This window comes from Corynebacterium sp. HMSC074C05 (assembly GCF_001838325.1).
Taxonomy (GTDB): domain Bacteria; phylum Actinomycetota; class Actinomycetes; order Mycobacteriales; family Mycobacteriaceae; genus Corynebacterium; species Corynebacterium amycolatum.
Map to the genome: position 1 here is coordinate 310,630 of NZ_KV836295.1, position 23,339 is coordinate 333,968.

The 23,339-nt window shown below is 57.9% G+C and carries 23 protein-coding genes, 1 tRNA gene and 1 CRISPR repeat array; of the genes, 14 read left to right on the plus strand and 10 right to left on the minus strand.

The window, feature by feature from the left end; translation table 11 throughout:
* Nucleotides 1-350: a CRISPR direct-repeat array (repeat unit 29 nt; unit sequence ATCAGGGGAAATGAGAACCAATCCCCAGC).
* Nucleotides 351-602: 252 nt separating this feature from the next.
* Together HMPREF3042_RS09475 and HMPREF3042_RS09480 are read right to left on the minus strand one after the other, a co-directional pair.
* Nucleotides 603-1,142: a hypothetical protein gene (locus HMPREF3042_RS09475; RefSeq protein WP_070856965.1), complete on the minus strand. Its 540-nt coding sequence runs from the start codon at nt 1,140-1,142 to the stop codon at nt 603-605.
* A gap of 78 nt (nt 1,143-1,220) precedes the next feature.
* A complete protein-coding gene (locus HMPREF3042_RS09480) occupies nt 1,221-2,549 on the minus strand; it encodes a PepSY-associated TM helix domain-containing protein (RefSeq protein ID WP_070856967.1) in 1,329 nt (442 codons plus the stop codon).
* 146 nt (nt 2,550-2,695) lie between these two features.
* Here HMPREF3042_RS09480 and mgrA point away from each other — a divergent pair, with 146 nt between their 5' ends.
* Nucleotides 2,696-3,733 (plus strand): L-glyceraldehyde 3-phosphate reductase, encoded by a 1,038-nt coding sequence (mgrA, locus tag HMPREF3042_RS09485; RefSeq protein ID WP_070856969.1) that lies wholly within the window; start codon nt 2,696-2,698, stop codon nt 3,731-3,733.
* Here mgrA and HMPREF3042_RS09490 read toward each other — a convergent pair.
* Nucleotides 3,717-4,700: an LLM class oxidoreductase gene (locus tag HMPREF3042_RS09490; protein WP_070856970.1), complete on the minus strand. Its 984-nt coding sequence runs from the start codon at nt 4,698-4,700 to the stop codon at nt 3,717-3,719. The two genes, mgrA and HMPREF3042_RS09490, sit on opposite strands and share 17 nt — an antisense overlap.
* 54 nt (nt 4,701-4,754) lie before the next feature.
* Here HMPREF3042_RS09490 and HMPREF3042_RS09495 point away from each other — a divergent pair, with 54 nt between their 5' ends.
* Complete coding sequence (locus HMPREF3042_RS09495; protein WP_070856971.1) at nt 4,755-5,708, plus strand: NAD(P)-binding domain-containing protein; 954 nt, start codon at nt 4,755-4,757, stop codon at nt 5,706-5,708.
* On the opposite strand, the gene HMPREF3042_RS09500 is transcribed toward HMPREF3042_RS09495, so the two are convergent.
* Together HMPREF3042_RS09500 and HMPREF3042_RS11065 are read right to left on the minus strand one after the other, a co-directional pair.
* Nucleotides 5,665-6,060 carry a GNAT family N-acetyltransferase gene (locus HMPREF3042_RS09500; RefSeq protein ID WP_246822402.1) on the minus strand — a complete coding sequence of 132 codons (396 nt, stop codon included), beginning with the start codon at nt 6,058-6,060 and terminating at the stop codon, nt 5,665-5,667. The genes HMPREF3042_RS09495 and HMPREF3042_RS09500 overlap by 44 nt on opposite strands.
* A complete protein-coding gene (locus HMPREF3042_RS11065) occupies nt 6,061-6,186 on the minus strand; it encodes a GNAT family N-acetyltransferase (RefSeq protein WP_256381195.1) in 126 nt (41 codons plus the stop codon).
* Nucleotides 6,187-6,467: 281 nt separating this feature from the next.
* Between HMPREF3042_RS11065 and HMPREF3042_RS09505 the strand changes: the two genes are divergently transcribed.
* Nucleotides 6,468-7,697 carry an HNH endonuclease signature motif containing protein gene (locus HMPREF3042_RS09505; protein ID WP_070856973.1) on the plus strand — a complete coding sequence of 410 codons (1,230 nt, stop codon included), beginning with the start codon at nt 6,468-6,470 and terminating at the stop codon, nt 7,695-7,697.
* On the opposite strand, the gene HMPREF3042_RS09510 is transcribed toward HMPREF3042_RS09505, so the two are convergent.
* Nucleotides 7,694-8,020: a transglycosylase family protein gene (locus tag HMPREF3042_RS09510; RefSeq protein ID WP_005511827.1), complete on the minus strand. Its 327-nt coding sequence runs from the start codon at nt 8,018-8,020 to the stop codon at nt 7,694-7,696. The genes HMPREF3042_RS09505 and HMPREF3042_RS09510 overlap by 4 nt on opposite strands.
* 93 nt (nt 8,021-8,113) lie before the next feature.
* Here HMPREF3042_RS09510 and HMPREF3042_RS09515 point away from each other — a divergent pair, with 93 nt between their 5' ends.
* Both HMPREF3042_RS09515 and HMPREF3042_RS09520 read left to right on the plus strand, forming a co-directional pair.
* Entirely contained in the window at nt 8,114-9,127 is a 1,014-nt protein-coding gene (locus tag HMPREF3042_RS09515; protein WP_070856974.1) for an App1 family protein, read from the plus strand.
* On the plus strand, nt 9,124-9,816 hold the full coding sequence (locus tag HMPREF3042_RS09520) for an AAA family ATPase (protein WP_070856976.1): 693 nt from the start codon (nt 9,124-9,126) through the stop codon (nt 9,814-9,816). Before HMPREF3042_RS09515 ends, HMPREF3042_RS09520 begins: the two co-directional genes overlap by 4 nt.
* Here the strand turns inward: HMPREF3042_RS09520 and HMPREF3042_RS09525 are convergent.
* Entirely contained in the window at nt 9,800-11,182 is a 1,383-nt protein-coding gene (locus HMPREF3042_RS09525) for a DHA2 family efflux MFS transporter permease subunit (protein ID WP_070856977.1), read from the minus strand. The two genes, HMPREF3042_RS09520 and HMPREF3042_RS09525, sit on opposite strands and share 17 nt — an antisense overlap.
* Nucleotides 11,183-11,190: 8 nt before the next feature.
* Here HMPREF3042_RS09525 and HMPREF3042_RS09530 point away from each other — a divergent pair, with 8 nt between their 5' ends.
* Nucleotides 11,191-11,442, plus strand: a complete 252-nt coding sequence (locus tag HMPREF3042_RS09530; RefSeq protein ID WP_246822403.1) for an iron chaperone — start codon at nt 11,191-11,193, stop codon at nt 11,440-11,442.
* Between the two features lie 24 nt (nt 11,443-11,466).
* Here the strand turns inward: HMPREF3042_RS09530 and HMPREF3042_RS09535 are convergent, their stop codons facing one another.
* Nucleotides 11,467-12,840 (minus strand): aminotransferase-like domain-containing protein, encoded by a 1,374-nt coding sequence (locus HMPREF3042_RS09535; RefSeq protein WP_070856979.1) that lies wholly within the window; start codon nt 12,838-12,840, stop codon nt 11,467-11,469.
* Between HMPREF3042_RS09535 and HMPREF3042_RS09540 the strand changes: the two genes are divergently transcribed.
* Complete coding sequence (locus HMPREF3042_RS09540; protein ID WP_070856980.1) at nt 12,839-14,101, plus strand: aminotransferase class I/II-fold pyridoxal phosphate-dependent enzyme; 1,263 nt, start codon at nt 12,839-12,841, stop codon at nt 14,099-14,101. The two genes, HMPREF3042_RS09535 and HMPREF3042_RS09540, sit on opposite strands and share 2 nt — an antisense overlap.
* A 124-nt stretch (nt 14,102-14,225) precedes the next feature.
* Entirely contained in the window at nt 14,226-14,348 is a 123-nt protein-coding gene (locus HMPREF3042_RS11070; protein ID WP_256381196.1) for a hypothetical protein, read from the plus strand.
* A gap of 38 nt (nt 14,349-14,386) precedes the next feature.
* Here HMPREF3042_RS11070 and HMPREF3042_RS09550 read toward each other — a convergent pair whose 3' ends face one another.
* Nucleotides 14,387-15,202, minus strand: a complete 816-nt coding sequence (locus HMPREF3042_RS09550) for a hypothetical protein (protein WP_070856982.1) — start codon at nt 15,200-15,202, stop codon at nt 14,387-14,389.
* A gap of 617 nt (nt 15,203-15,819) precedes the next feature.
* Nucleotides 15,820-15,903, minus strand: a tRNA-Leu gene (locus HMPREF3042_RS09555).
* A gap of 285 nt (nt 15,904-16,188) precedes the next feature.
* On the opposite strand from HMPREF3042_RS09555, the gene HMPREF3042_RS09560 reads away from it, so the two are divergent.
* The 6 genes from HMPREF3042_RS09560 (at nt 16,189) to HMPREF3042_RS09585 (ending at nt 23,335) form a co-directional block, all read left to right on the plus strand.
* Nucleotides 16,189-17,097, plus strand: a complete 909-nt coding sequence (locus tag HMPREF3042_RS09560; RefSeq protein ID WP_048731907.1) for a DUF3662 and FHA domain-containing protein — start codon at nt 16,189-16,191, stop codon at nt 17,095-17,097.
* Nucleotides 17,098-17,245: 148 nt separating this feature from the next.
* The gene (locus HMPREF3042_RS09565) at nt 17,246-17,707 is read left to right on the plus strand and encodes an FHA domain-containing protein FhaB/FipA (RefSeq protein ID WP_005511899.1); all 462 of its coding nucleotides are present in this window, start codon (nt 17,246-17,248) and stop codon (nt 17,705-17,707) included.
* Nucleotides 17,704-19,059: a PP2C family protein-serine/threonine phosphatase gene (locus HMPREF3042_RS09570; RefSeq protein ID WP_038627130.1), complete on the plus strand. Its 1,356-nt coding sequence runs from the start codon at nt 17,704-17,706 to the stop codon at nt 19,057-19,059. The genes HMPREF3042_RS09565 and HMPREF3042_RS09570 overlap by 4 nt, the downstream gene beginning before the upstream one ends.
* Nucleotides 19,056-20,417: an FtsW/RodA/SpoVE family cell cycle protein gene (locus HMPREF3042_RS09575; RefSeq protein ID WP_070601393.1), complete on the plus strand. Its 1,362-nt coding sequence runs from the start codon at nt 19,056-19,058 to the stop codon at nt 20,415-20,417. Before HMPREF3042_RS09570 ends, HMPREF3042_RS09575 begins: the two co-directional genes overlap by 4 nt.
* Nucleotides 20,418-21,854 (plus strand): penicillin-binding transpeptidase domain-containing protein, encoded by a 1,437-nt coding sequence (locus HMPREF3042_RS09580; protein WP_070856983.1) that lies wholly within the window; start codon nt 20,418-20,420, stop codon nt 21,852-21,854.
* 2 nt (nt 21,855-21,856) lie between these two features.
* Nucleotides 21,857-23,335: a serine/threonine-protein kinase gene (locus tag HMPREF3042_RS09585; RefSeq protein WP_070856984.1), complete on the plus strand. Its 1,479-nt coding sequence runs from the start codon at nt 21,857-21,859 to the stop codon at nt 23,333-23,335.
* Nucleotides 23,336-23,339: the final 4 nt, after the last annotated feature.

Genomic DNA, 23,339 nt, shown 5'->3' on the forward strand with positions numbered 1-23,339 from the left:
ATCAGGGGAAATGAGAACCAATCCCCAGCCGTGAGTCGCTTTCGCAGGGTGTGCGTGAGAAGTCTATCAGGGGAAATGAGAACCAATCCCCAGCCCTCATCGGCGGTTAGTTTCGCCGGAAAGAAGTCTATCAGGGGAAATGAGAACCAATCCCCAGCCCGTCTCCTGAGTATGTGGAGCGGTTTAGAAGTCTATCAGGGGAAATGAGAACCAATCCCCAGCATACCGCCGTTGAGATCGTCACACCGGGGAAGTCTATCAGGGGAAATGAGAACCAATCCCCAGCAAGATGAACGAGCAGCGCGGCAGCTTCGGAAGTCTATCAGGGGAAATGAGAACCAATCCCCAGCCCGCGCGAGCGGGGATGCCCCTTCCAACCAAGACTGGATCACCAACAAAACTAATCGGTCTCCACTAACCTCTCCACAACTTCCGCTAGTCCTATCCGGCAATCAAAACAACAAGTGACACGAATGGTGGAACACTTCTGTTACCGCGATGAAATGAGGCATTCCCAGCCACCTGAGTAAAAACAGTCAACCTGCGAAGTAAACCAATTCCTCCGACTGAAATACATCGCGCGCATGAGTCACCTAGAGCCCTCATGATGAAAGACACTCGCAGGCACTACATAGGTTTTTGCGTGCGTGCTTTGCGGGCAACTCCTGTTTCGCAGTGGCAGCTCGCTGTGCCCTGATCTCCGCTACCTGCTGCTTGCGGGTATTGAACCCCATGCGCCACGGGGCAGCTAGGCCTGACTCGGGGGCATGTGGGTTATCGCGCCAAGATTTGCCCTCGTTGTAGGCCTGCGCGCCCTCACGGTATGCGGCAGATTGCTCGGCAAAGATTGGGTACGGCTGTTCAGCAGCCTGTCTGGCCTGCGCACCGACAGCTTTCATTTTCGCGCGCAGTTCCTTGATTTTGTCCTGAATCTTTTTGTTGTAGCGTTCCTGCTGCTCTGCAATATCGACGAGTGCCTGCTGCTCGGTGATGGGGTCGAACGAGTCTTGGCCTGCCTTGTCGTAGGCTTCCTTAGCGCGCGAGGTGCGCTCCCAACCACGCAAAGAGGGATTGTAAACGCACCAGTCTTCCTGGCCGTCGTCTTTGTAGATACTGCCGTTGTGATCCCAGTACTTCGTCATGCGCTTACCCTTCTGAGTGTTTACGCGGGTCTGACTACGCCGTTAGGCACAGGGAACCCGAAGGCGATAGAACCTACACTAACCTCTCCGGAGCTTCCGCCAGGCCCAATCAATAATCACGAAGCCAACGAGTGTCACACCGAACAGTGGCGCAACTACTGAGTAGGCAATCAACAGCGCCACAACAGCCGCTGCAACACCCGGGCGAATATCTCGCCAGCGCGTTGGCGCCGGGAACCTGCCCGGACGACCACCTCGACCGCGTCCAAACCACATGGCGTAGCCGCGCACAATCATCGCCAGCAGAGCAACACCGATCAGCGCCAGGACCAGCTGATTCACCCACCCGAACAGGATGCCCATGTGCGCGTTAATCAGCCATTCGGTCAGCTTCGCGGGCAGCGGCCAGTCCGCAAAATGAATCCGATCGACCATCGCTCCGGTCGACCCGTCAACGGTGACGGTCTCAATGCCCATCCGCCATTCCTCGCGGGCTTCCTTGGCCATCCACACCGTGCCAGCTTCCGGTGGTGTCAGTTCGACTTTCCCGGAGAGCCCCTCGGCCCGCGCGAGGTTCATAACACTATCCGCCTCTGACCAGTCATAATTCGCTGGCGCAGTCGCAGTCATGGCTGGTTTCGGCGCGTACCAGTCCATCGTCTCGCGCAGCTTAGCAATACCCGTTCCAGCCACCCACGACCACGTCAGGCCGGTGACGGTCAGGAACAAAAGTCCAACGCTGATCGCCACACCAACATTCGCGTGACGACGCATATGATGCGCCCTCTTACTTGTTCCCTGTGTCCGCTTGCGGCGCGAACGGTCCCACCAGAGCCAAAGGCCACCAATAGCCAGTGCGCCCATCCAGGATGCTGCCGTCTCGGAGTAGAGGCGACCAAAGTTGCTATCAATCCAAAGCCTGCGGTGCCCTTCCGAGATCCACGCCCGCAGTGGCAGCGCCGCCGAGGAACCGTATTGCACCAGGTCACCCTTGATGCTCAAGTCGCCTGGGTCGACGAACACCGCATGTCGGTAGGACTCCGACTTCAACTGCTCATCGTTGAACATAACTCGCGTTGTCTGTCCTGGCTTTTCCGGGACCTGCACTGCAGTCACCGGCAGCTCAGGATGCACGCGCTGCGCGACCTCAACCTGCTTTTCCAGAGGCTGTGCGGGAAGGCTTGAAGTTGCAGTTAGTTCTTCGTGGTAAACCACCTTTTCTATGCTCGGGGCGAGGGCATACGCCACGCCTGTGACAGCTGCAATAACGAGTAGCGGCGCAACGAGGATGCCTGCAACGACATGGATTCGGTGCAGTAATGCTCGTGGCCCACCATTTTTCTGAGTCTGTGCGACGGGGTTTGCGGCTGGCGTTCCAGCGGCATCGCCTGTGGCTAGTGAAGTCATGCTCTATTAGTCGGACGAACCGCCTCACTTGTTCCCCAGCAAGCTCACTTTTATTAACTTCCAGGGGTAACCATTTGGCCACGCGCCCCGTTGAAGGCCACCTCGTGCGCAACTATTCGTCGTAAAGCCCGCGTACCCTCGAACACATGGCATATCCAGACGTGTACCACGCCAATGACAACCGCTATGAAACCATGCCGTACAACCGCTCCGGCGGTACCGGCCTGAAACTTCCGGCCATTACGCTGGGGCTTTGGCATAACTTTGGCAATGACCGGCCGCTCGAGACGCAGCGGGAGATTCTGCGCACCGCCTTCGACCACGGCGTCACGCACTTCGACCTCGCCAACAACTACGGCCCACCGCAGGGTTCCGCGGAGGAAAACTTCGGCCGCATCATGGCCAAGGACTTCGCGCCCTACCGCGATGAAATGATCATTTCCTCCAAGGCCGGCTGGTACATGCAGGATGGCCCCTACGGTTTCGGTGGCTCACGGAAATACCTTGTGGCCAGCTGCGACGCCTCGCTGAAGCGCATGGGGCTGGATTATGTGGACATTTTCTACCACCACCGCCCCGACCCGGATACGCCTATCGAGGAAACCATCGCCGCCCTCGACTTCCTCGTCCGCTCGGGACGCGCGCTCTACGTCGGCGTGAGCTCCTACTCCCCCGAGCTGACTCGCCGTGCGCAGAAAATCGCCCGTGAGCTGGGCACTCCGCTGACTATTCACCAGCCGAGCTACTCCATGTTCAACCGTTGGATCGAGGACGAGCTGCTGGAAACCTGCACCGACGAAGGCATGGGTGTCATCGCCTTTTCCGCGCTTGCGCAGGGTCTTCTCACCGACCGCTATCTGGACGGCGTGCCGGAGTCCTCGCGTCTCGGGGCGCACAAGATGAACTCGGGGTTCCTCAACGACGACACGCTCACCGCCATCCGTGAGCTCAACGCCATGGCTTTACGACGAGGCCAGTCTCTGGCACAGATGGCCATCTCGTGGGTTCTTCGCCGTGACGAAGTGACCTCCGCCCTAATTGGGGCTTCGTCAGTGGGGCAGCTGAAAAACAGCCTCGGCGCCCTGGACGCTGCGCCGTTTAGCGATGAAGAACTCGCGGAGATCGACAAGTGGGCCGTCGACCGCGGAATTAACCAGTGGCAGGGCGCTACGGAGTCTGTATAGCCGGCAGCACATACTCAATCAGCTCGTCAATCTGCTCTTCCGCATCCCGTTTAGAGGTGCGGAAGTTGATGCTGACGTGATTGATGCCGAGCTGTCGCTGGGAGTGCAGCAGTTCGATGAGCTTGTTGCGACCAAGGCGGTACCCGAAGTGACCGCCCTGCGCTGGTGCGTCGGGGTCTTCATGCAGGTCGATCCACAGTGATTCCAGGAAGGGCTTGAACACGTCCTCACCACACTCCTTGGCCACCGCCTCCTGCCAGTTGGCGATGTTTTTCTTCTGCATTTCCAAACCCTTGTGGTACATGAACCACCCGTCGGTATGCGCGGCCTTCCACTCCAGGCTCTGCTGACAGGAGCCGGTGGCCAACAGCGGAACTCGACGTGCCAGCGGCTTGGGCACCACATCGGATCCGCCCATCTTGCCCTCGGACCACCGGATTGGCCGGTAGGTAGTGCTCATAGCCTTTTCATAGACCTCGATGTGCTCGCGGAAACGCTCACCCCGCTTGCCTTTGTCCTGGTTAAAGGCGGGGAACTCCTCGGGCCGGTCACCGGTGGCAACGCCGAAGAGGAAACGGCCGTCGGAAAGCCTGTCCAGCGTGGCAGCGCGCTTGGCCATCACCAGCGGATGCTGAAAAGGCACGACGATTGCACCGGTGCCGAGTGCAATGTCAGTGGTGTGTGCGGCGATGTAGCTGAGGTACATCCAGGGGTCGTAGACCTGGCCGACGTCGCCGAATGTTTCCACACGCAGCGGGATGTCGCGCGCCCACACCGCCGCGATGCCTGCGCGTTCGGCTTTCTGAATCAGCCGAATCTGATTGCTCAGCGCGTCCTTGGGTTCGGCTTCGGCGTCCTGCTCGATGGGCAGACTGAGCCCCACAGTTAGCCTGCCCGGCGCGAATGTGCGCTGGTAACCGGGCAGTTCGTCAATGGGCTTGTCCGAAAGATCAAACAACGAGCTCATGGTGTTTAACGGTAGTACAGCTTGAGCCACGGCACCCGCAGTTAAGCTGGAACCATGCTTGAGGATGTCATCATCGTCGGCGGCGGCCAAGCTGCCCTCGCTACCGCCTACTACCTGCGCAAACACGGCATTGATCCGCTCATTCTGGACAATCAGCCGGCTCCCGGCGGCTCCTGGCGCAGCGTCTGGCCCTCGATGACACTCTTTTCTACCCCAGGTTTCTCCAACCTTCCGGGCATCCAGATGCCCGATTATGACGGCTTCCCGCCCGCTTCCCATGTGATTGATTACCTCAGCTCCTACGAAAAGCGCTACGAACTGCGCGTTCAGCGTCCGGTTAACGTCACCCATGTCACCCACGACGGCACCTTCCGCCTCACCAGCGATGCCGGAGACTTCGAGTCCCGCCAACTCATCGCCGCCACCGGCAACCGCCCCTTCGTCCCGCACTACCCCGGCACGACCTCCGCAAAACAGTGGCATTCGGCCAATTACCCAGGCCCCGAGCCATTCGAAGGCTCCCGCGTTGCCGTTGTCGGCGCGGCAAACTCCGGCGCCCAAATCGCCGCTGAACTGATACTTTCCGGTATCGACACCACCTGGTTCACCCGCCACGAACCGCGCTGGATGCCCGACGACGTCGACGGTCGCGTCCTGTTCGAACGCAACCGTCAGCGAGCACTCGCCATCGCACGTGGCGAACCCGACCCCGGCCCCTCCGACAGTATCGGCGACATCGTTGTCCTGCCGTCCGTCCGCAAAGCCCGCGACTCCGGTGCCCTCACCTGGACACCCATGTTCTCTTCGCTTGACGACGTCCACGCGGACCACCTCATCTGGTGCACCGGTTTCCGCCCCGCGCTCAGCCCCTTCCGCAGCGTCGACTCCGACCTCATCGAGTTCGTCGGCTACGGCGACTGGGTTGGCCCCGGTGCAGCCACGATTATGGGTGTTGGCCCCTTCGCTAAGCGCGCGGCTGAGCGGGTGGCTGCTCGTCTGTCAGCATGACCTGCATTAACAACATGTCCAACCAACGCCCGTTCTTTGTCCCTACCTGAGGCAACAGCCCAACACGCTGGAAACCATACTTTTCGTGCAGCGCAATCGACCCCTCATTACTGCCGTCAATTGCTGCAACCAAAACGTGCTTTCCCGCCTCCCGAGCAGCATCAATGGTTACTTGTAGGAGCGCCCCGCCAATGCCCCGGCCCTGAAAGTTCGGATGCACGTAGATGGAGTTTTCCACTGTGTACCGAAACCCGTCGAAGTCACGAAAGTCACTAAAGGTGGCATATCCAGCGACTTCGTCGTCAAGCGTGGCGACGAAAACTGGGTAATCCTTGTCCCAGTGAGCTTCCATCTATGCAATGCGATTCTCCGCACTGACCGTGTCATTGTTCCAGATGGCGACGGTGTTGATTACGGCCTCGTTGTAAATCTCCGCGATTGCCGCGGCGTCCTCCCGTGTTGCTTGCCGAATGATCATGGTTTTGCCCCATTTTCTGCGCTGGTTTCTGCGCTCCGCCTTTATAAATGCGAGATTATCAAGCTTCCAGTTTCGAACGGGTGTTTTATTTATATTTTTCCGCAACCCTCCATGCGCCACCCGCAAACAACCTGGTAACAAACGCTTTTTCGGTCAGCCGACATCTACAAAAACCATTCAAAATCTCTCACCACTTCTCTTTACAAACCAGAACGGCACCTGTACGATAGCAAGTGAGTTCGAAAGAAAACCGACAACCATTGGAACACCAGGGGGATCCAATGAAGTCCGAACAAGTACCCGAACCATATTGGGCTCATGAGAATCCTGAAGATGAGCTCTCAGCACTCGCGCGGGCTACCAACCGCACCCACCTTGAGTTGATTGAAGCCTGCTGCCCTGCAGGCGATGATGACGTTGAAAACCATGCCGCTCGCATCAGCGTTCGCCTGGGAATCACCCGCAGTGAAGCACTGCGTATCTGTGACATTGGCCTGTTGCTGGAGAAAATGCCTCAGCTAGCGGCCTACGCCCGGGAAAGCTGCGCGTTATCTATGCGGCAACTCGGCATCATTGCACATGGCGTGGTCGGCATCGAGCCTGATCAACTACCCGATGCGGAGAAGAAGATTCTGGCATTGGTTACGCCACGGAAGCGTCGTCAAGCGATGATTGGCCCTCGCACGCTTACCACCAAAATTGGTGATATTGCTACGGATTTGGATGACCGTGCTCGCGCCGACGGCACAATTCCCACCATCACCGATACGGAATCGGTGACTCTGGTGGAACGCCCCGACAGCTACTCCCAAATCATTCTCACGCTGCGCCCGGACCGCGCCTACTTCGCCATGTGCGCAATTGAAACGGTCTTCCGCGCGAATGAAGAAATGACGCAGGCGGATGCATTTGTGGAACTGATCCACCAGCGCACCAATGCGGAGGTTGTGCTCAATGTTTTCCGCGAGCCCCACAGTGATGACGCCTGGCTGGACGGCGCCGGCTGGCTCGGCGCGCTGGTCACGGAGGAGTGGATGCAAAAGGTGACGCATGTCCGCCTCTCAGCAGACAGCGCCACCAATGGTTACCGTCCAACCCCAGCGCAGGTTGCCCGCGTCCACGGTCGTGACGGCACGTGTCGCTTCCCCGGCTGCGAAGTCCCAGCGTACAAGTGCGATATTGACCATATCGCACCGTACAACCAGGAAGACCCCGAAGCCGGTGGCCCTACCGACACGCAGAATCTGCACTGCCTATGCCGGAAGCACCACAACCTGAAAACCCACAAGCTCTGGGATATCACGGCTTATGAGGACGGCTCAGAGGTGTGGTCCTCTGCCGACGGCGTTACCGCGGCGACCGTCCCGGCCGGACCGTTAGCCGGGTTCGGGCGACAGACTTTTGACAAGCGCGCTACTCAGAAGACGAAAGCACGCCATGACCACTACATGAAATGGTGGCTGTCATTCGCGGCGGTGCCAGATTTAGTCTTTGATGATGGGGAGGATTAACCCAGCGGGCCACCGCAGTTCGGCCATGCGCCAGCACCCTGGGAGGCAAGTACGCGCTCGCCAATCTCAATCTGCTGCTCCTTGGTGGCCTGGTCAGCCGTTGGTGCGTACTGGTCACCGCCGTGGCCGCTCCAGGTCTGCTGCGAGAACTGCAGTCCGCCGTAGTAGCCGTTACCGGTATTGGTCTGCCAGTTTCCGCCGGACTCACATGCCGCAACCTGATCCCAGGCGCTGACTGATGCAGCGTTAGCGGCGGCGGTCGGAGCAGCAATCATGCCTGCTGCGACGGCGGCGGATGCGATGAACTTACCGGAAAAACGCATAAAGAGAGAACACTCCTAAAGGGTTGACTTTTCTCTTGGCCGAACAACCTACGCGTACCCTCCCCCGCCCTGTCAACCCGTATCCTGGAAAGCATGTCCGTGGCAGATGTCGTCCGCAAGACCGAGAGAAGAATCAACGCGCTGGCCGCCAAGCGTTCCAAAAACGCTGGTTGGGAACCGGAAATCATCGGTTTCACCGGGTACGGAAATGCAGAGCGCGTTCGCGTACTCGGCCGTGTCCTCCTGAAGGATCCAGCCAAAGAACGAGAGGAAAAAAGAAACAAAAAACGCGGATTCTGGCAGTTCTTTACCGTCGAACTCGCGGACTTTCCGGTCACCATCACTGCCGGCAATCGCACGGTGGAAACCACCACGGATAGCAACGGCTACATCGAGGTGCTAATCAGAAATCACGGCCTCGAACCCGGCTGGCACGAAATCAGAATCAACGACACTCCGGCCGAGGTCCTCATCCTCTCCCCGGAGACCAAATACGGCATCGTCTCCGATATTGATGACACCGTTTTGGTCACTATGCTGCCGCGCGCCCTCATCGCCGCCTACAACTCCTGGGTCAAGGAGACAGACGAGCGCAAGGCCGTCGCTGGATTCAGCGAGTTCTATGCGCAACTTCGCCGTCGTTACGCGAGCAAAACTGACGAGGACACAGAAGTTCCCGTCATCTACCTCTCCACCGGCGCCTGGAATACCTTCACTACGCTGCAGAAATTCCTGCACCGAAACAACCTGCCGAAGGGCCCGCTACTGCTCACCGATTGGGGGCCAACGCCCACTGGCCTGTTCCGCTCGGGCAAGGAACATAAGAAGGTGCGACTGCGGGACCTGTTTATTGACTTCCCCGAAATCAACTGGATCCTCGTCGGCGATGATGGCCAGTACGACCCGCTCATCTACGGCACGGCCGCAGCAGAACATCCGGATAAGGTCGCAGCAATCACAATCCGCAACCTCACGCCCAGTGAACACGTGCTCTCCCACGGCACGGCAGTGCCGATTGAAAAACTGGAGAACAAGGAGGTTCCGTTCATCGAGGGTGCCGACGGCTTTAAGCTGCTCAAACAGATCGACCAACTGCCGCAACCATGATCTACCTCCGCCAGGCCCGTATTCACGATGATGCCGAGCTCCCGGCTTACGTCGTAAAGCTCGCGTTGCCCTTCCCCATGGCCTTCACCACGCCGATTACCATCTTGACCGGCGAAAACGGTAAGGGAAAGTCGACAGTGCTGGAGGCGTTGGCGTCGGCGATGGGGGTCGACACGGACGGCGGCTCGCGGTTTAAAACGCAGGAGCGCACCTCTCCGATTCCGCTCGCGCTGACCAGGCGCAATCCCCCGGACACATTCTTCTTTCGCGGCGACGCGCACCTGAACCTCGCGCGTTTCTACGCATCGATCGGCAGTCTCCCCGGCGGTGACGGCATGGCGGACCTCACCCAGATGAGTCACGGCCAATCCATCATGGCGCTGGCCAAACGCCGCTTCGGTGCCGAATCGCTGATCTTCCTCGACGAACCCGAGGCCGGACTGTCGGTACTGCGCCAGCTGGAACTCCTCGGCCGTCTCGGCGCGCTCGCAGAAGCCGGCGCACAGATCATCATGGCGACGCATTCCCCCATCCTGCTCGCCGCACCGGAAGCAACGATCATTTCGCTTGACGACGCCGACACCACCCACTTCGAAGACACCCTCGCGGTACGGGCGACCAGGGATTTCCTAGCCGATCCCGTCGGTATCGCGGACTACATGGTGGAGCGTTTTACTTCGGATTCTTAAGCCCCAGCGCCGCTACGACACCAACGGCCGACAGCGCCACCGGCAGCCACATCGCGTCACTCATGGCGGTGGTGAAGTCGCCACGGTTGCTGCTGAGCGCCGCAGCCATGACGGTGGCAATCAGCGCGCTACCCAGCACACTGCCGATCTGGCGGATGGTGTTGTACACACCGGAGGCGGCACCGGCGAGGGCAGGGTCAATGTTGCGGGTCGCGGCCGTCGACAGCGTGCCCCAAATAAACGCGTTTGCCACACCGAATGCGGCGCCCGGCAGTAGCAACCACAGCACGGAGAGGTCCTCGTGGATGAGGTAATGGAACCCAAGCATGCCCACCAGCGAGGACCCAAAACCGATCAGCGCGAACTCGCGGAACTTCAGCCGGTCCAGCATTCGCCCAGTCCACGGCGCCATGACACCAGAAATGAGCGCCTGCGGCACGAGCAGTAGTGAGGCTTGGATGGTCGATAGGTCGCGAGCATTCTGGGCGAAGAGGATGATCGGGAAACCAACCGCGACCACCAGCGCTCCCATCACGGCAATGGCCAACGAGGAGACGGTGAAGTTGCGATCCTTAAAAAGGGACAGCGGCATCAGCGGTTCGGCCGTCGTCCTGCTCTCCCAGACCGTAAACAGGCCAAGAACCACCACACCGGCGGCAATCAGGCCCCAAATCCAGCCTGCCCAACCGGCGCTCTCCCCCTCCTGAATGCCGAAGACCAGCAGGAACATACCAATCGCGCTGAGCACAACGCCCAGATAGTCAATCTTGTTGCGGTGCGTCTCAAAGGCCGGCAGATAGCGAAACGCAAAGACGAGTCCGATCAGGCCAATCGGCACATTAATGAGGAAAATCCAGCGCCAACTCAGCAGCTCAATCAACGCGCCACCAGCCAGCGGCCCCGTCAGCGAGGCAATTCCGGCCGCCGCGCCCCACAGTCCCATCGCCGCACCGCGATGCGCCGGCGGAAACATCTGCGTAATCAGCGCCATCGTCTGCGGCGTCAACAGCGCGGCCCCCAGTCCCTGCACCACGCGGGCAATGATCAGCATGCTTAACGACGGCGCCAACCCACACGCCAGCGACGCCAACACGAAGATAACCAGGCCCGCTACATAGGTGTGCTTGACTCCCCAGAGGTCACCGAGCCTGCCGGTAATAAGCAACGGCACAGCATAGGCCAGCAGATAACCACTGGTCACCCACATGACCTGGTTGAGCTCACCGCCCAGTTCGTGCTGGATGGTGTTGATACCAACGGTGACAATGGTGGCGTCGACCAGAATCATGAAGAAGCCGAGCAAAACGGTCCACAGCGCTGGCCACGCCTTTTTGGGATCAAACTGAGTATTCAAATCTGTAGCCACTCGGAGTCATGTTAGTTGATGGCACTTTCATTATCGGCTTCTCCTACGCCAAGAAGCACATGGCGATTGCCCCGGAGCGCGCAGGTATTGAAAAGTTCGCCGACGAGTTCGATGCCCGCGGCCTCTCCTACGGCAAAATGATGGTCCGCTTCCCCTGGCCGAAGGACGGCAAGGCCGAGTCCATGCCGCTGGACCTGCTTGCCAAGATGATTGAGTTCAACATGGAGGACAAGCGTGGGATGACCAAGTTTTGGCGGTAGGAAGGTCTCCGTCGAATTTAGTGGCTAGCCCGAAACCACGCTGTCCAGAATCATCGCTGCATCAACAAATCTCTCGGGATGGGGACCCGCGAAGTTCAGGCGTAAATACGGGCCGATTTCCTCGGAGGGAAACCAGTCCCGTCCTGGCGCAACTATCAGTCCCCGTCCTTCGCAACGTTCGGCAACCTCTTGGGGGTCTGTGCCATCGGGAAGCCTGCACCACAAGTTGAGTCCTCCTTGAGGCACGTGTGGAGTTTCCACCGACGGCGCATATCTGGATAAAGCTTCAAGCAAATCATTTCGTCGCTGTCGCAGTGCGACCTGCATATTTTTGAGGTGCGTCGCGTACGCACTTTGCTTGACGACGTCCAGCGCCACGGCCTGCAAAATTCCACTGGTGTACAACGCTTCGGCTGAAACTTCTGCGAGTATCCGCTGAAGAACCGGCCCCTTGGCAATTACTGCCCCTACCCGAACTGCAGGCGAAATCACCTTTGTCAGCGATCGCAGATAGATGACATGCCCTTCGGCATCATCCGCCGCTATCGGAACATCAGGTGCGTCGAATGCGAAATCATTTGCCCAATCGTCCTCAATGAGGAAAGCGTTGAACGCTCTTATGATTTCAATAATTGTTTTACGACGAGCTGTCGACCACCGTTTCCCATGAGGGTTACCGAACGTGGGTTGACCATAAAAAGCTCGTGCAGAACTCGTTCGTAGCAGCCTCTCCAGACTCTCGGGGATTGGCCCCTCATCATCACTTTCCACTGGTAGTAGAGAAATCCCAGCCTGCCGAGCAGCCAGGATTGCACCCCAATATGAAGGCGACTCAATGATGAGTTCCTTCGGTGAAATGGCACGAAAAATAGCGCCGAGCCCGCTCTGTGTGCCTGGAACAATAACCACATCGCGCTCATTTGCCCGTACTAGTTGCGAAGCAAACCACTGCCGCAGTTCTGCCATCCCCCGCACCGGTGCTCGTCGATAGGCATCGTGCGATTTACTGACTCTGGTAAGCGCTCTTCGTACCAAGTTCGTTGGCAGCAGAGATTCATCCGGATAACCGGAATGCAGACTGATTGCCTCATCAGTGGAAGCTCTCTGGGTGGCGGCCAGAACCCTTCCGGTATTGGGCTGAGGTCCCAGCGCTCCGACTTGCCAGCTAAAGTCCGCCCGCGGGAGTTGTTGGCGATGCCTGACGAATACCCCCACGCCGACTCGCACTTCTACCAGTCCGCGGGTAGCCAGTTCGTGGATAGCGTTTCGCACTGTCCCCGGGCTAACCGAATACGACCGTGTTATTTCACGGCTGGATGGCAGCTTTTCTCCGGCTTTGTGTTGCGCAATCCACGTTTCCAGCTCGCCGACCAACATAGACGTGCTACTGTTAACCATGAATATACATAGTAGCGCTATCGTATCGAAGCGCGCAGTGCTATCCTGCCCAATCCATTTTTCGCATCACCTCGACAATGTTCTCTATGACCTGCGCGGACCAATTCAGGACAAGGCCGACGAGCTACAGCGTCAGGGTGTAAAGGTCATTCCCCTCAATGTCGGAAATCCTGCCCCATTCGGCTTCCGGCCATCTGCAGAGGTACTTTCCGCTATGCACCGTGGCCTCGAGGAAACTTCTGGATACTCAAATTCCCTCGGCCTGAGTGACACCCGTCAGACTGTCGTGGACTACTACTCGCAGAATGAGGACTTCCCCGCCCTCGATAGCGATCACGTTCTCGTCGGAAATGGTGTCTCGGAGCTGGTAAACCTATGTCTACAAGCTCTCATCAACGACGGTGATGAGATCCTCATCCCCTCACCCGACTATCCACTCTGGACCGCATCCACCACCCTCGCCGGCGGAGTCCCCGTGCACTATCCCTGCCTAGAAGAAAATAATTGGCAGCCAGATGTCGATGACATACGCGAGTCCATCACAGCCAAAACTCGGGCGATTGTCATCATCAATCCAAACAATCCCACAGGCGCCATCTACTCACCGGAGACTCTCTCCCAGATTGCCCAGCTCGCACGTGAGCACAATCTAGTACTGCTTTCCGACGAAATCTACGACCGCATTGTGTACCCTGGAGCCTCATTCACTCCAACAGCTTGCCTAGCGCAGGATGTCCCCTGCTTAACGTTCTCCGGCCTTTCCAAGACGCATCGCTTGGCCGGATTGAGAGCTGGATGGGTGACTGCAACTGGATTTCGCGAACAGGACACCCTGTTTAAAGGAATTCGACTACTGGCCTCAATGCGGATGTGCGCCTCAATTCCGGCCCAGCACGCGATTGCTGCCGTGCTGGGCAAAGAACACAGCATCGACAATTTAGTACGACCCGGTGGCCGCCTCTTCGAACAAAAAGTTGCTGCCACTACAGCACTCAGCAAGATTCCCGGAATCTCGTTCATCGAGCCGCAAGGGGCGCTGTACATTTTCATTCGACTAGACGGCAATATTTACGAAATTGATAAGGATGAGGACTTCGTTCTCTCGTTTCTGGAAGCAGAACACATTCACATCGTCCAAGGCAGCGCTTTCAATGTGAAAGGCGGGACATATGTCCGGATTACCTTTCTTCCTGAGGTCGAGACAATTGAACATTTCGCCGCTCGCTTCGCAGCTCACCTGGAGAAGTACGCTAAGCGCTAGCCCCTACCTACATCGCTAAATCCGCCAGGGCATCCTCATCAATAATGGCCGTCCATCTTCGACCCGAGCAGGTATTGAAAAGTTCGCCGACGAGTTCGATGCCCGCGGCCTCTCCTACGGCAAAATGATGGTCCGCTTCCCCTGGCCGAAGGACGGCAAGGCCGAGTCCATGCCGCTGGACCTGCTTGCCAAGATGATTGAGTTCAACATGGAGGACAAGCGTGGGATGACCAAGTTTCGGCGGTAGGTCAGGGTCGATTACCAGGCCTGGAAGCTGTCAAGCGTTTAATGCGCATTCCTTTCCTCAGCGAGATTACGGAGGAATGCGTCTTTGTCGTCGCAATATATCTCAATCGAGGAAACCATCATTAGCCCCTTGTAAAGATCTTCTGCCCCGACTGGCGAATCCACTTCTAGCCTAACGTTCACTTCACTCAAAACAGGCACCCTGAGATTGCCATCCTCGTCAATTGCTACGTCCCCTCCTTCGCCTGCCGTTACGGAGCTCGTCTGACGCAGGTGTGACCACGGAATTTCGCAAATAAGCCTTCGTCCATTTCGCAGTACGAGTCCTTGCGGTGTTATGAGATGTGGATGGTCCCGAACAGTTACGTAAAACCCAGATAAAAGAACTACGGCATAAACACTAATTACCAGCAATAAATATCGCCAAAATGCATTAGAAATAGCAAAATGCACTATGCTGATTTCTGCAACGCTCAGCGCCAGTACCATAAAAACAACCGTTCGAAGGTTTCTATGTACAGTGAAGGATATGACTTCACTGTCGACATTTCTCTGAGGCTTAAAAAAGGTGAAAGCAGCTAGCAGCGAACCAACTTCCGAAACGAGTAGCGCAAGTATTTTTCGAGGTACACCAAATTTCTGTGCCGTCTCGGACAGTGAAGCAGCCCATGACCTACCATTTCTGAGATAGTCTTGCCGCATACCTCCAAACAGTAAGAGAAGAGCCACAACCACAACGGCAAGTGGTAACAGGAATACCCAACCCGGCAAACCAGATACCACATTCATAAGAAGGAAAAGAACCCCTTCAAAAATAATTGCGGTAACGAGAATTGCTCTAAATATAATTTTCATACTTGACTCCTGGTTATCTCTTAACATTTCTTACATATTCGCGTATTCGATTTTTCACGATATAAACATATAGCAAATGATCATCGAAGCATGGACGTAGAGCAAGTTCGTAATTAAATAATGCTATATCAATGTCCAGCTGAGGCGCGCACCGCACTTCAGCCAGCTAATCGATGGGTCCGGGTACCCCATGCACACCTCAAAACTATTCATATTTTCTTCCACTTTCAATACAAAATCAGTTTTTGAGATTTATACTTCTCTTCTTGCGAGCCGGTTGCAATGCCAGCTGGCCGACGCATCCGACGACTTGTGGCCACGCTATTCACCTATCGATGCGCTGCAGCGTGGCCACAAGTGAATAGTGCATCGACAAGTGAGAGGGCCTGGCCCACAGCGTGCGCATAAGTGCCGAAAACCATCGATAAGTGAGAGAAATACATCGACAAGTCCCCGAAACCTGGCCATAAGTGCCGGACAGGGTCTAAGGAGGGTTAAAGGACAAGCCAACAACCTCAGCTCAACAACCTGCCTCTGCTTCAACCCAAGCCCCACTCCAACCGCCACCAGAAACAAAAAATCCTCGGAAGCTTTTACACTTCCGAGGATCTTCGCTGTGGGCGAAGGGGGACTTGAACCCCCACGTCCGTAAAGGACACTGGCACCTGAAGCCAGCGCGTCTGCCATTCCGCCACTCGCCCGTGGGAACGAATAGAACTATAACACCCCGCGCTAATACACCACCAAATCCCCAGGCCAGCGCGCGTTTTTCACCACTTTTCAGCACTTTTAAAACGCCTTTTTCGCACTTAGCAATAGCAACCTACCCCACAAGCGTCGTCACTATTTGATAAACCTCAGCAGTTCCTAGCCCTTAACTGAAGGTGTAGGGCTCTATACTATTGCTAAAGTATCGATAATTTTTATGCACATTTTTCACGTAACCCGCCGCGGTTTGGCGGGAGAAGGCGAATTTCTTTAGTCAGATGGATTTCCTAGGACGCATCCGCAAGCTCGATAGCTCGCTTCAGCGCGGGCTCGACAACAGCTTTGCGCGCGTGTTCGGCGGCAAGGTTGTCCCGAATGAGTTAGAAGAATGCCTAAAGCAGGAAATTGAAGATTTCCTGATGCAGGACGCCAACGGTCAGTACTTGGCACCCAATGATTTCCGCATTGGCATCAGCGCCGCCGATTACAAAAACCTCTCCGCGTCAGAGCCCAACCTGCCGAATCAATTGACTGACCGCATGACGCGCTACTGCCGTAACAACGGCTGGGGTTTCACCGGGACCATCAGCGTCCACCTGCAGGCAGTGGAGTCGCTCCACACCGGCCAGCTGAAGACTGCCAGCACTTTCACCGAGGACACCGTAAGCACTTCGGAGTTCGTTCCATTCGACGGCAATGCTGAGAGTGCCGACAATGCCAACACTGACGCAGCCCCGTCGCAAAGCGATGACGAACCCCAAGCCGCAGAGACCTCTGCCGCCTACCACCCGCAGCCAGAAGCCGAGCAGTTCCCCACCGCTTCCCGCCCCATCCCCGCGGTCGACCCGGAAGCGGCAACTGAGCTGAGCAACCCGGCCGTGGACGAAGACCAGTCCCAGGAAAAGACCATCACCCTGCTGTTGCAAGACGGCTCCTCGCGCGTATTCGAGGTGCGCCATGGTTCGAACATCATCGGCCGCGGCACCGCTTCCGACTTCCGCCTCCCGGACACTGGTGTTTCCCGCCAGCATGCCGAAATCACGTGGGATGGCCAGGATGCGGTGCTCGTCGATTTGCATTCGACCAACGGCACCATTGTCAATGGCGAACCCATTGATAACTGGCTGCTGGCCGACGGCGACGAAATCTCGCTTGGACATTCTGTTCTCGAAGTTCAGATCCGCTAGTTAAATCCGCTGATTTAGATCCGCTAAGTAGTGAGGTTCACCAGGTTCAAATGCCACTACCCTAGGTTTGCCGACACATTCCTGGAATAATTACGTCCGTGTGTTCGGTTGCGGACCCACCAGCTCTATATAAGGAGGTTCCTCGGACGTGGAAGCTATCGTTTTTCTGCTTTCGCGCATCGGCGTGCTGGTCGTCCTGTGGTTTTTCATTTGGATGACGCTTCGCACCCTGCGTACAGAAACAACAGGTTCGGCTCCGCTGCGCCCGCTTCGGCAAACCAGCAGCGCTCCGGCCAAGCGTTTCCAGCGCTCGCAGACTCCACATCAGCTCCTTGTCACCTCCGGGCCGCTGGCGGGTTCGCGCATGAACCTAAACAACCAACGCGACATCACTATTGGCCGTTCAGAGTCGAATGCCTTCGTCCTCAACGATGACTTCGCCTCGGGCCAGCACGCTCGCGTCATCAACCGTGACGGCATCTGGTACCTGGAGGATCTGGACTCCCGCAATGGCACATTCCTCAATGGTCAGCGCGTGGAACAGCCGGAACGACTGGCTTCGGGTATGGAATTTCGTATTGGCCGTACAACTTTGAGGTTGCAACCATGAGTCTTGCTCTGAATTACACGGCCCGCTCTGACCGCGGCCTCATCCGACAGAACAACGAGGACTCCGCCTATGCGGGTTCGCGTCTGCTCGCGCTTGCCGACGGCATGGGTGGCCACGCCGCCGGGGAAATCGCATCCCAGCTGATGATCGCGGCTGTCTCTCGGTTGGACAATGATCAGCCCGGCCCCGATTTGCTCGAGTCCCTGCGCAGCGCCTGCATAGAGGGCAATAACTCCATTGCGGATGAAATTGAGCAGAACCCCTCTACGCAAGGCATGGGCACTACGCTGACTGCTCTGCTTTTCGACGGCACCCGCCTGGGCATGTGCCATGTCGGTGACTCGCGTGGCTATCTGCTGCGCGACGGGGAGCTCATCCGCATTACCCGGGATGACACTTATGTGCAGTCGCTGGTGGACGAGGGCAATCTCACCGAAGAAGAGGCGGCAATTCACCCTCAGCGCTCACTGATTTTGAAGGCTCTCACCGGTCGCCCGGTGGAGCCTACTTTGTCTTATCGTGATGTCCACGAGGGCGATCGCTACCTGCTGTGCTCGGATGGCCTGTCCGATCCGGTGTCTGCGGACACCATCAAGGATGTGCTCTCGGAGGGGACTCCGGACGAGGCCGCTACCAAGCTCATTGACTACGCGTTGAAGTCCGGTGGTCCGGATAACATCACCGTGGTGGTTGCCGATGTTGTCGATTCGTCGGCACGCACGCCTTACGAGCCCGCCCTGGCCGGTGCCCTGCAGAGTGCGGAGGAGGAACTCCCCCGCCCCAATACTGCAGCGGGTCGCGCGGCGGCACTCCGCCCGCGGAAGTCGCAGGAAATTGCAGTGACTTCGGCGCCGGAGAAGAAGGCTTCCAAGGGCAAGTGGCTAGTTGTTTCTGTGGTGCTGGTGCTGGTGGCCGGTTTGGTCGGCCTTGGTATTTGGGGCTGGCAGAAGAAGGAGTCGATGTACCATCTCGCGGTGGTCGACGGGCAGGTGCAGTTGATGCATGGCGTGCCCGGTAGTTTGCTGGGCTTCGATCTGCAAGAGCCGCATCAGTTCATCTGTTTGACCGATGACAACAAAGTTCAGTTGCCTCCGGCCGGGACGCCGAAGGAGAAGGTCGACTGCCACATCATGACGCCGGAAGATCTCTCGCCGGCGGCACGCAATTCGCTGGAAGGTCTGCCGGCTGATTCCTACGACGGTGTCAGCGACCAGATTGGCCGTTTGGCGGAGTCGGCACTGCCGGTATGTCTGTCCGTGTCCGACGACGACAAGGACGCAACTTCCGCCGACAAGAAGGATGAAAAGCTGGGTTCGAAGCCAGGAGTCAACTGTAGGCAGGTGCGAAAATGAGTGAAACTACCGCGAAGCGACAGCTTCGGATGAAGGAAATGCTCCTGCTGCTGCTGTCGGCAGGATTGTTGCTTTTGGCACTTATTTCGCTGGAACTGGCTCAGGGCAACTCTCTGACCGCCGATGTCTTTTACATCATTGGCGGATTCTTTGTGATCTTTGCAGTGGCGCATATCGCACTGACCTTTGTGGCACCCAACGCCGATCAGGTGATGCTGCCGGTTGCAGCCACTCTCAATGCCTTGGGGTTGGTGATGATTCACCGCCTCGACCTGGCCAATGACACCTCGTTAGTGCGCAACCAGATCATGTGGACCGTACTCAGTGTCGCACTGTTTATCGGCGTAATCGTCCTGCTGCGCAACCATCACTCGCTGTCGCAGTACTCGTATCTGCTGGGTCTCGGCGGCTTGATTCTGTTGGCGCTACCGCTGGTGTGGCCGTCGTCGATTAATGCTGATGCCCGCATCTGGATTTCCATCGGCCCGTTTTCCATGCAGCCTGGTGAGTTTGCCAAGGTCATGTTGCTGATCTTCTTCGCACAGCTGCTGGTGAATAAGCGCTCGCTGTTCAATGTGGCGGGGAAGCGTTTCCTGGGCATTGATTTCCCGCGTGTTCGCGATCTGGGCCCGATTCTGCTGATCTGGGGCATCGCTACTGTCATCATGGCTCTGCAGAATGACTTTGGTCCGGCGCTGGTGCTCTTCGGCACTGTGCTGGCAATGCTCTACGCTGCCACCGGTCGTGGTTCCTGGCTCATCATCGGCATGGGGCTGGTGACCATCGGTGGTGTCGGTGTCTACATGGTTTCGGACAAGATTCAGGCGCGAGTCACGCATTTCCTGGATCCGTTGGGTTCCTACGACGAGGGTGGCTACCAGCTCTCCCAGGGTCTGTTCGGCATGAGCTGGGGTGGCATCGGTGGCACCGGTCTGGGCCAGGGCTACCCACAGAACATTCCGGTGGCACACTCTGACTTCATCCTCTCCGCCTTTGGCGAGGAGCTCGGTTTTACCGGTCTGAGTGCCATCATCCTGCTGTTCGCGATTCTGATTTCGCGCGGTATTTCGGCGAGCTTGGCGGTACGTGATTCCTTCGGCAAGCTGCTGGCGGCCGGCATCGCATTCTCGATGGCCATTCAGCTGTTCGTGGTTGCAGCCGGTGTTTCCAAGCTGATGCCACTAACCGGTCTGACTACACCGTTCATGTCAGCCGGTGGTTCCTCACTGCTGGCCAGCTACATTATGTTGGCCATCGTGCTGCGCGTCTCTGACGAGGCCAACCGCCCCTGGGGCATTCCAAGCGCCCCTTCTGGCCTCAACGACAATGCCAACGCAGCTCAGGGGGTGAACCAGTAGATGAATAAGACCATTCGCCAAATCTTTGTTGTCGTACTCGGACTCTTCGTTCTTCTACTGGCGAACCTGACCTACATCCAGGGCTTCCAGCAGGATAAGTACGCCCACAATCCGCTGAATAGCCGCCAGTTCCTGGAGGAAAAGTCCAAACCTCGCGGCCAGATCACCACTGACGGCGACATTCTGGCCCACTCGGTCAAAGGCGAGAACGGCTTCTATGACCGCAGCTACGACACCGACCCGGAGGCATATGCCGCGGTGGTCGGATACCTGTCGGACATCTACGGCTCCGCCGGTATCGAACGCTCTCAAAACGAGATCTTGAACGGCAGCGACCCTTCGCTGTTTACCTCCCGCGCCCTCGACATGGTCACGGGCAAGGAACCTTCTGGGGCTTCCGCAGAGCTGACGCTGTTGCCGAACGCTCAGCGGACTGCGTACCAACAACTCACTGAACGCGGCTACGTCGGCTCCGCCGTCGCCATTCGCCCATCGACGGGTGAAATTCTCGCGATGGCCTCCACACCGTCGTTCAACCCGAATGACATCGCGGCCGGCGACGAGAGTACCTGGCAGTCCCTCAATAACAATGAGGGTGCACCGCTGCTCAACCACGCCACTCAGCGTCCGCTGCCGCCGGGTTCCACTTTCAAGGTGTTGACCACGGTCACGGCACTGGAGCAAGGCGCCTCCCCGGACACCTCGGTCACTGGCGCACCGCAGATTACGCTGCCGGATACCACCACCACGTTGGAAAACTACGGTGGCTCGACCTGTGGCGGGGCGACTACGACTCTCCGCCAGGCTTTCGCACAGTCCTGTAATACGGCGTTCGCGGAGCTCGGTATGCAGTACGGGGCCGATGCGCTCAAGGACGTCGCCAAGCGATTCGGCATCGGGGAGACCCACGACGACGCGGGTCTGCCGATTCAGCCCTCCACCGTCGGTGAGATTCCGGATCAGTCCTCGCTGGGGCAAACCTCCATTGGTCAGCGCGACGTATCGTTTACGCCACTGGACAACGCCATCATCGCCGCCACGATTGCCAACGGTGGCGTGCGCATGGAACCCCAGATCATCAAATCGGTGCGAGGTGCCGACCTCTCCGAGATCAAGTCCTTCAAGCCGATCGAGGCCGATGAGGCCATTTCGCCGGAGGTCGCGGAGACCGTGACTGAGCTGATGCGCGGTTCCGAGTCACACTCGGGCGGCAACGGTTCGCGTATCGCCTCCAAGACCGGTACCGCGGAACACGGTGCTGTCCGCGGCGAGTACGCACCCCACGTTTGGTACATCGCCTTCGCTCCGGACTCCGATGTCGCCGTGGCTGTCGTCGTGGAAAACGGTGGCGGTCAGGGCCAAGGCGCCACCGGCGCATCCGTCGCTGCCCCGATTGGCCGCGCGCTCATTAACGCGGTCGAACAGGCGGGTCGATAAGCATGGATGCCCACCAAGTTCAAGATATCGTCGGCAACCGCTATCACGTACGCCGTCTGCTCGGCCGTGGCGGCATGTCCACCGTCTGGCTTGCCGACGACACCAACAGCGGCGAACTGGTTGCTATCAAACTTCTGAACCAGGAGTACTCGGACAATTACGAGTTCCGGCAGCGCTTCCAGAACGAAGCTGCTGCTGCACGCAGCGTCAACAGCCCAAACGTGGTGAAGATTGTCACGTACGAGGAAGGCGATATCGGCAGCCACGGCGCGTGTTACATCGTCATGGAGTACATCCGTGGCGAATCTCTGTCGCAGGTGCTCCAGCGACGTCGCACCCTGCCAGAGCACCTGATGCTCGACGTGCTGGAGCAGACTGCGCACGGCCTGTCGGCAATTCACGCTGCGAACCTTGTCCACCGCGACATTAAGCCGGGCAACCTGCTGGTGACGCCGGAGGGCACCGTGAAGATTACCGACTTTGGCATTGCCAAGGCCGCCGAAGCGGTGCCTCTGACGCGTACCGGCATGGTCGTCGGTACCGCGCAGTATGTCTCACCGGAGCAGGCGCAGGGCAAACAGGTGAGTCCGGCGACTGACATTTACTCGCTTGGCTGTGTCGCCTACGAAATGGTGGCCGGCACCCGCCCCTTCCAGGGCGACTCCACCGTCGCGGTTGCCGTGGCACACATCAACGAGGCACCGCCTGCGTTGGCGCCGACGGTCAATCCGCATATCCGCGAACTTATCGGCATTATGCTGCGCAAGGATCCGCAGCGTCGCTATGCCGATGGCCGCGAGCTGGCACAGGCTGTTTTGCGAGTGCGCGCGGGGCACCGCCCACCGCAGCCGCGTGGTGTGACCCCAACGGTGCACCGTCAATCCAACGCTGCCAACCCGGCGACCACCGAACTCGGTGCCATGACGCGACCGCCCATGCCGGTGTCGCAACCACAGCAGCAGCCACAGCGGCCACCGCAGCAACCCACTCGGCAGCGAAAGCCGGCAAAGAAGCGCAGCGGCTGCGGTTGTGGCTGCGGCAGCATTGTGCTGTTGGTACTGCTAGTGTTACTGGCCGGTGCTATCGCTGTTGTCTATTCGCTGTCGACAACCGGTTCACTGCCAACCATTCCAAACTTGGAGCAGTACATTCCGAACCAGTCACAGCAGCAAACCACAGAAGAAAACTCTGACTCCAGCAACGGTTCCGGTTGGTCGGACGACAATTCTGGTAACTGGGGAAATAACGACGGTGGCAGCTACGGCGACAACTCTGGTGAAAACTACGGTGGCAACAATGATGGTGCTTCTGACAGCTCCACTGAACAGGACACCAGCGAGACCGCCCCGGATACGTCCGAACCGACTCAGGATTCGGGCAACGACAATAGCGACGACTCCACTGGCGGTGGTCTGCCCGGCATTCAACTGCCCCCGGAAAATGGGTCCGGTAATACCTTGGGGACTCCAGATGCACAGTAATATT

Coding starts and splice junctions, on each gene's coding strand:
- HMPREF3042_RS09490 (WP_070856970.1), bottom strand. CDS start 4,700: ATGAGCTCGTTGTTTGATCTTTCGGACAAGCCCATTGACGAACTGCCC.
- HMPREF3042_RS11065 (WP_256381195.1), bottom strand. CDS start 6,186: ATGATCATTCGGCAAGCAACACGGGAGGACGCCGCGGCAATCGCGGAG.
- HMPREF3042_RS09515 (WP_070856974.1), top strand. CDS start 8,114: ATGTCCGTGGCAGATGTCGTCCGCAAGACCGAGAGAAGAATCAACGCG.
- HMPREF3042_RS09540 (WP_070856980.1), top strand. CDS start 12,839: ATGAATATACATAGTAGCGCTATCGTATCGAAGCGCGCAGTGCTATCC.
- HMPREF3042_RS11070 (WP_256381196.1), top strand. CDS start 14,226: ATGATGGTCCGCTTCCCCTGGCCGAAGGACGGCAAGGCCGAGTCCATG.
- HMPREF3042_RS09535 (WP_070856979.1), bottom strand. CDS start 12,840: ATGGTTAACAGTAGCACGTCTATGTTGGTCGGCGAGCTGGAAACGTGG.
- HMPREF3042_RS09475 (WP_070856965.1), bottom strand. CDS start 1,142: ATGACGAAGTACTGGGATCACAACGGCAGTATCTACAAAGACGACGGC.
- HMPREF3042_RS09510 (WP_005511827.1), bottom strand. CDS start 8,020: ATGCGTTTTTCCGGTAAGTTCATCGCATCCGCCGCCGTCGCAGCAGGC.
- HMPREF3042_RS09560 (WP_048731907.1), top strand. CDS start 16,189: ATGGATTTCCTAGGACGCATCCGCAAGCTCGATAGCTCGCTTCAGCGC.
- HMPREF3042_RS09530 (WP_246822403.1), top strand. CDS start 11,191: ATGTTAGTTGATGGCACTTTCATTATCGGCTTCTCCTACGCCAAGAAG.
- mgrA (WP_070856969.1), top strand. CDS start 2,696: ATGGCATATCCAGACGTGTACCACGCCAATGACAACCGCTATGAAACC.
- HMPREF3042_RS09520 (WP_070856976.1), top strand. CDS start 9,124: ATGATCTACCTCCGCCAGGCCCGTATTCACGATGATGCCGAGCTCCCG.
- HMPREF3042_RS09480 (WP_070856967.1), bottom strand. CDS start 2,549: ATGACTTCACTAGCCACAGGCGATGCCGCTGGAACGCCAGCCGCAAAC.
- HMPREF3042_RS09585 (WP_070856984.1), top strand. CDS start 21,857: ATGGATGCCCACCAAGTTCAAGATATCGTCGGCAACCGCTATCACGTA.
- HMPREF3042_RS09570 (WP_038627130.1), top strand. CDS start 17,704: ATGAGTCTTGCTCTGAATTACACGGCCCGCTCTGACCGCGGCCTCATC.
- HMPREF3042_RS09500 (WP_246822402.1), bottom strand. CDS start 6,060: ATGGAAGCTCACTGGGACAAGGATTACCCAGTTTTCGTCGCCACGCTT.
- HMPREF3042_RS09505 (WP_070856973.1), top strand. CDS start 6,468: ATGAAGTCCGAACAAGTACCCGAACCATATTGGGCTCATGAGAATCCT.
- HMPREF3042_RS09575 (WP_070601393.1), top strand. CDS start 19,056: ATGAGTGAAACTACCGCGAAGCGACAGCTTCGGATGAAGGAAATGCTC.
- HMPREF3042_RS09580 (WP_070856983.1), top strand. CDS start 20,418: ATGAATAAGACCATTCGCCAAATCTTTGTTGTCGTACTCGGACTCTTC.
- HMPREF3042_RS09495 (WP_070856971.1), top strand. CDS start 4,755: ATGCTTGAGGATGTCATCATCGTCGGCGGCGGCCAAGCTGCCCTCGCT.
- HMPREF3042_RS09550 (WP_070856982.1), bottom strand. CDS start 15,202: ATGAAAATTATATTTAGAGCAATTCTCGTTACCGCAATTATTTTTGAA.